Here is a 5,493-nt window from a genome sequence, read left to right on the forward strand (position 1 = left end):
GGTCAGCGCGGCGGCCGCGGCAGCCGCCGCCTCGGCGGCCTCGGCGCCCGGCGCCACCGTGGTGCGGCTCGACCCCGCCGCCCCGAAGCCCTTCGACGAGATCATCAAGGGCGCGACCCGCCAGGACGGCTTCGTGCCGGTGTGGCGCAAGGACGAGAAGACCTGGCTCGAGATCCCGGTCGAGCGGCTGGACCAGCCGTTCATGCTGTCGATCAACATCTCGAACTCGATCGGCGAGCGCGGCCTGTACGCCAGCCAGATGGGCCCGCAGTGGCTGGCCAGTTTCCGCAAGATCGGCAGCAACCTGATCCAGCTGGTGGCGCTGAACACCAACTACGTCGGCACCACGCCGGCGATGCAGGCGAGCGTCGAGCAGGCGTTCTCGAACAGCCTGCTGGGCGCGGCCGCCATCGTCAGCGCGCCGCACCCGCAGCGCAAGTCGGTGCTGGTCGACGCGAACTTCCTGCTGTCGGACATGCCCGGCTATTCCACCGCGATCGAGACCGCGTTCCGCCTGCCGTTCGCGCTGGACCGCGGCAACTCGTACTTCGAGAAGATCCGCGTCACCGACGACCTGACGACGCTGAACGCGCGCATGCACTTCGCGACCTCGCGGCTGCCCGCGCCGCCGCTCACGCCGAGCCCGGTGCCGACGCCGGCACCGCCGCAGACGACGCCGGATCCGCGCAGCATGTTCATCGGCTACGTGTACAACTTCGCGAAGCTCGGCGAGCCGATGGCGCCGCGCAAGACCGACCCGCGCCTTGGTCACTTCTTCGACGTCGTCACCGACCTGACCACCGACACCAAGGCCAACCCGCGGCTGCACTACGTGACGCGCTGGCGCCTCGAGAAGAAGGACCCGCAGGCCGAGCTGTCCGAACCGAAGCAGCCGATCGTCTACTGGCTCGACAAGAACATCCCGGTGCAGTACCGCGGGGCGGTCGAGGCCGGCGTGCTGGAATGGAACAAGGCCTTCGAGCGCATCGGCTTCAAGAACGCGATCGTCGCGAAGCAGCAGCCCGACGATGCCGACTGGGACAACATGGACGCGCGCCATGCGTCGATCCGCTGGTTCACCGGCGCCGACGTCGGCTTCGCGATCGGCCCGAGCCATTCCGATCCGCGCACCGGCGAGATCATCGATGCCGACATCGGCATGAGCGACGTGTTCGGGCGCGGCGCGCGGCGCTTCCTGGTCGAGGACGTGGGCCGTGCCCAGGCCTCGGCTGCGTCCTTCCCCTCGCCCGCCTTCGCCGCGTGGAGCAAGTTCGGTGGTGCCGATTACTGCAACTACGCGCAGGAGGCCGCTGCCGAGATGGACTTCGCGATGGACCTGCTCGAAGCGCGCGGCGAGATCGCGCCCGACGGTCCGGAGGCGGATGCCTTCGTGCAGTCGCGCATCAAGGATGTCGTGATGCACGAGGTCGGCCACACGCTCGGGCTGAAGCACAACTTCAAGGCGTCGACGGTGGTGAGCCGCTCGCAGCTGCAGGACAAGGGCTTCACCGAGAGCAAGGGCATCTCCGGCTCGGTGATGGACTACAACGCCTACAACCTGGCGCTGGCCGGCGAGAAGCAGGCGAGCCTGAACAACACGACGCTCGGGCCCTACGACTACTGGGCGATCGAGTACGCGTACAAGCCGGTGGCGCCGGCCGACGAGGCGGCCGAGCTGGCGCGCATCGCGGGGCGCAGCACCGATCCGCTGCTCGCCTATTCGGACGACGCCGAGGCTGGCGGCCAGCGCGGCAACGACGGCATCGACCCGCTGGTCAACCGCTTCGACCTGGGCGACGACCCGCTCGCGTACTACGAGAAGCGGCTGCTGCTGTCGCGCGAGCTGTGGCAGCGGGTGCAGGACCGCACGCCGCAACCGGGCGACGAGGCGATCCGCCAGCGCCGCGTGCTGCTCAGCGGCTTCCAGCAGCTCAACCGCGCGGCCGACCTGGTCGGCAAGTACGTCGGCGGCATGAACACGGTGCGCGACCTGCCGGGCTCGACCAACCGGCCGGCCTACGCGCCGGTGGCGCCGGCCAAGCAGCGCGATGCGCTGCAGTTCCTGGCCAAGGGGCTGTTCAACGCGGACAGCTTCCGCTTCAAGCCGCAGTTCCTGTCGAGCCTGTCGCCCGACTACAACGAGTGGGACCGCGGCGGCCCGGTGAGCATTCCGGCGGCGGTGCTGCAGGTGCAGGTCACGGCGCTCGACCGGCTGATGAGCCCCGGCACCGCGTCGCGGCTGCTGGACCTGCCGCTGTACGTGGCCGATGCGAACAAGCGCAACGTGATCTCGCTGGCCGAGGTGTACGGCACGCTGCAGGGCTCGGTGTGGAGCGAGCTGAAGAGCGGCAGCGACATCGACCGGCTGCGCCGCAACCTGCAGCGCGAGCACCTGCGCCGCGTGCAGTCGCTGCTGATCCGCGGTGCGGGCACGCTGCCGCCGGATGCGCTGAGCCTGGTGCGGATGGAGGCGGTCGAGCTGCAGGGGCAGTTGCGCGGCGCGGTCAACAGCCCTCGGTTGTCGGTCGAGAGCCGGGCGCATCTGCAGGACAGCTTGTCGACGCTGAACGAGGCTTTGAAGGCCTCGATGCTGCGGAGCTGACGTTCTGGCGTTGGAGCGTGCGGCGCGTGCGGGGAGTCTGTGGCTCGCCGGTCGGTGCGGTCATTGCCCCTGGCGGGGCAATGACTACCCTCCGCTGACTGGTTTCAAGGCCCGTCGCCCAAACTCCCTCCACTCACTTCGTTCGTTGTGGTCAAACAGTGGGCGACAGTCAGTGCACGAAGCGTGCTGGCGCACGCGGGCCATGAAACCAGCCAGCTCCAGCGCACCGCCCTGATTGGCGCTCCACAGACTCCCCGCACGCGCCTCATACCACCGCCCTGCCTGGTGGAGGTGACAAGCGAACAAATGAGGGTTGATGTCCGAGCTGTCGCTCGGGCTTGTGTTCGGCGCGCATCGAGCTACGGGTTCGGCAAAAGCGCGGGCCGGCGAGCCCCACATCCCCGGCCCGCGCCTTTGCTCGCGCAAAATTAGCCAGCCAGCGCTGCCAGCAGCTTGTCGTGCACCCCGCCGAACCCGCCGTTACTCATGCACAGCACATGGTCGCCAGGCTTTGCGGCCCGGCGCACCGCGGCCACCAGCGCATCGATCGTGTCGCACACGATGGCCTTGTCGCCCATCGGCGCGAGCGCCTCGCGTGCGTCCCAGCCCAGGTTGCCCTGGTAGCAGAACGACAGGTCGGCCTCCTCCAGCGACCACGGCAGCTGGGCCTTCATCGTGCCGAGCTTCATCGTGTTCGAGCGCGGCTCCAGCACCGCGAGGATGCGCTCCAGCCCGACCTTGCGGCGCAGCCCGTTGACCGTGGTGCGGATCGCCGTCGGATGGTGCGCGAAGTCGTCGTAGACCTTCACGCCGCCGGCCTCGCCGCGCAGCTCCATGCGCCGGCGCACGTTCTGGAACGTGGCGAGCGCCTTCGCCGCGACCTGCGGATCGACGCCCACGTGCTCGGCGGCGGCGATCGCCGCGAGCGCATTCAGCTGGTTGTGCTCGCCCAGCAGCGGCCACTCGACGTGCGCGATCTTCAGGCTGCCGCGCAGCACGTCGAACACATGCGGCTCGCCGCGCGCACGCAGCGCGCCGGGCGTTTCCTTGCGGGCGCCGAACCGCACCACGTCGCTCCAGCAGCCGCGCGCCAGCACCCGCTGCAGCGACTCCTCGCGCGCATTGACAACCAGCCGGCCGGCCGCCGGCACCGTGCGCACCAGGTGGTGGAACTGGGTCTCGATCGCGCCCAGGTCCGGGAAGATGTCGGCGTGGTCGAACTCGAGGTTGTTCAGCACCGCGGTGCGCGGACGGTAATGCACGAACTTGCTGCGCTTGTCGAAGAACGCGGTGTCGTACTCGTCGGCCTCGATCACGAAGGGTTTGCCTTCGCCAAGACGCGCGGAGACCCCGAAGTTCTGCGGCACTCCGCCCACCAGGAAGCCCGGCTTCAGCCCGGCCTGCTCCAGCACCCAGGCCAGCATCGAGGTGGTGCTGGTCTTGCCGTGCGTGCCGGCGACCGCCAGCACATGGCGGCCCTGCAGCACGTTCTCGGCCAGCCACTGCGGCCCGCTGGTGTACGGCAGGCCGGCATCGAGGATGGCTTCCATCAGCTCGTTGCCGCGCGAGACCACGTTGCCGACGACGAACAGGTCCGGCGCGAGCCTGACCTGCTCGGCGCCCCAGCCTTCGATCAGCTCGATGCCGAGCGCGCGCAGCTGGTCGCTCATCGGCGGGTAGACGCCGGCGTCGCAGCCGGTCACGCGGTGGCCGCCTTCGCGGGCGAGCGCGGCGATGCCGCCCATGAAGGTGCCGCAGATGCCGAGGATGTGGATGTGCATGCCGCTACTTCAGCACGGATCGTGCCGCAGCGATCGTGGCCTCGATGTCTTCAGCCGTGTGGGCGGCGCTGACGAAGCCGGCCTCGTACAGCGCCGGGGCGATGTACACGCCGTGGTCGAGCAGGCCGTGGAAGAAGCGGTTGAAGCGCTCCTTGTCGGTGGCCATCACGGTCGCGTAGTTCTGCGGCAGCGTGTCGGCCAGGAAGAAGCCGAACATGCCGCCTTCGCAGTCGGTCGACCAGGGCACGCCGTTCTCGCGCGCGACCGCGGCCAGGCCATCGACCAGGCTGCGGGTGCGCGCCGACAGCGCCTCGAAGAAGCCGGGGCGCTGGATCTCGCGCAGCGTCGCCAGGCCGCAGGCGGTGGCCACCGGGTTGCCCGACAGCGTGCCGGCCTGGTAGACCGGGCCGAGCGGCGCCAGCTGCTCCATCACCGCGCGCTTGCCGCCGAAGGCCGCCAGCGGCATGCCGCCGCCGATCACCTTGCCGAACACGCTGAGGTCCGGCTCGAAGCCGGGCAGCGCGCGCGCGTACAGGCCCTGCGCACTGTGCAGGCCGACGCGGAAGCCGCTCATCACCTCGTCGAACACCAGCAGCGCGCCGTGCCGCGTGCACAGCTCGCGCAGCCGCTTCATGAACGGCAGCTGCGTGCGGATGAAGTTCATGTTGCCGGCGATCGGCTCGATCATCACGCAGGCGAGGTCGGCGCCGTGCAGGCTGAAGGCCTCTTCGAGCTGGGGCAGGTTGTTGTACTCGAGCACCAGCGTGTGCTGCACCACCTCGGCCGGCACGCCGGCGCTGGTGGACGTGCCGAAGGTGGCGAGGCCCGAGCCGGCCTTCACCAGCAACGCATCCGCGTGGCCGTGGTAGCAGCCCTCGAACTTGATCAGCTTGTTGCGGCCGGTGGCGCCGCGCGCCAGCCGGATCGCGCTCATCGCCGCCTCGGTGCCCGAGCTGACCAGGCGCACCTGCTCCATGCTCGGCACCAGCTTCAGGATCTCCTCGGCCAGTTCGATCTCGCGCTCGGTCGGGGCGCCGAACGAAAAGCCGTCGAGCGCGGCCTTCTGCACCGCCTCGAGCACCGCCGGATGGCCGTGGCCGAGGATCATCG

At 69.6% G+C, this 5,493-nt stretch carries 3 protein-coding genes; 1 reads left to right on the plus strand and 2 read right to left on the minus strand.

Annotation, left to right across the window (positions count from 1 at the left end):
- On the plus strand, positions 1–2,602 hold a 2,602-nt coding region (locus AC1D12_RS23320; protein WP_477843151.1), incomplete at its 5' end, for a zinc-dependent metalloprotease.
- Positions 2,603–3,030: 428 nt separating this feature from the next.
- Here the strand turns inward: AC1D12_RS23320 and mpl are convergent.
- Positions 3,031–4,383 (minus strand): UDP-N-acetylmuramate:L-alanyl-gamma-D-glutamyl-meso-diaminopimelate ligase, encoded by a 1,353-nt coding sequence (gene mpl / locus AC1D12_RS23325; protein WP_465112840.1) that lies wholly within the window; start codon positions 4,381–4,383, stop codon positions 3,031–3,033.
- A gap of 4 nt (positions 4,384–4,387) precedes the next feature.
- Positions 4,388–5,493 (minus strand): glutamate-1-semialdehyde 2,1-aminomutase (gene hemL / locus AC1D12_RS23330; protein WP_477843153.1); only part of this gene is annotated, 1,106 nt, incomplete at its 5' end.

The sequence above is a fragment of the Rhizobacter sp. P1_G5 genome, assembly GCF_056405435.1.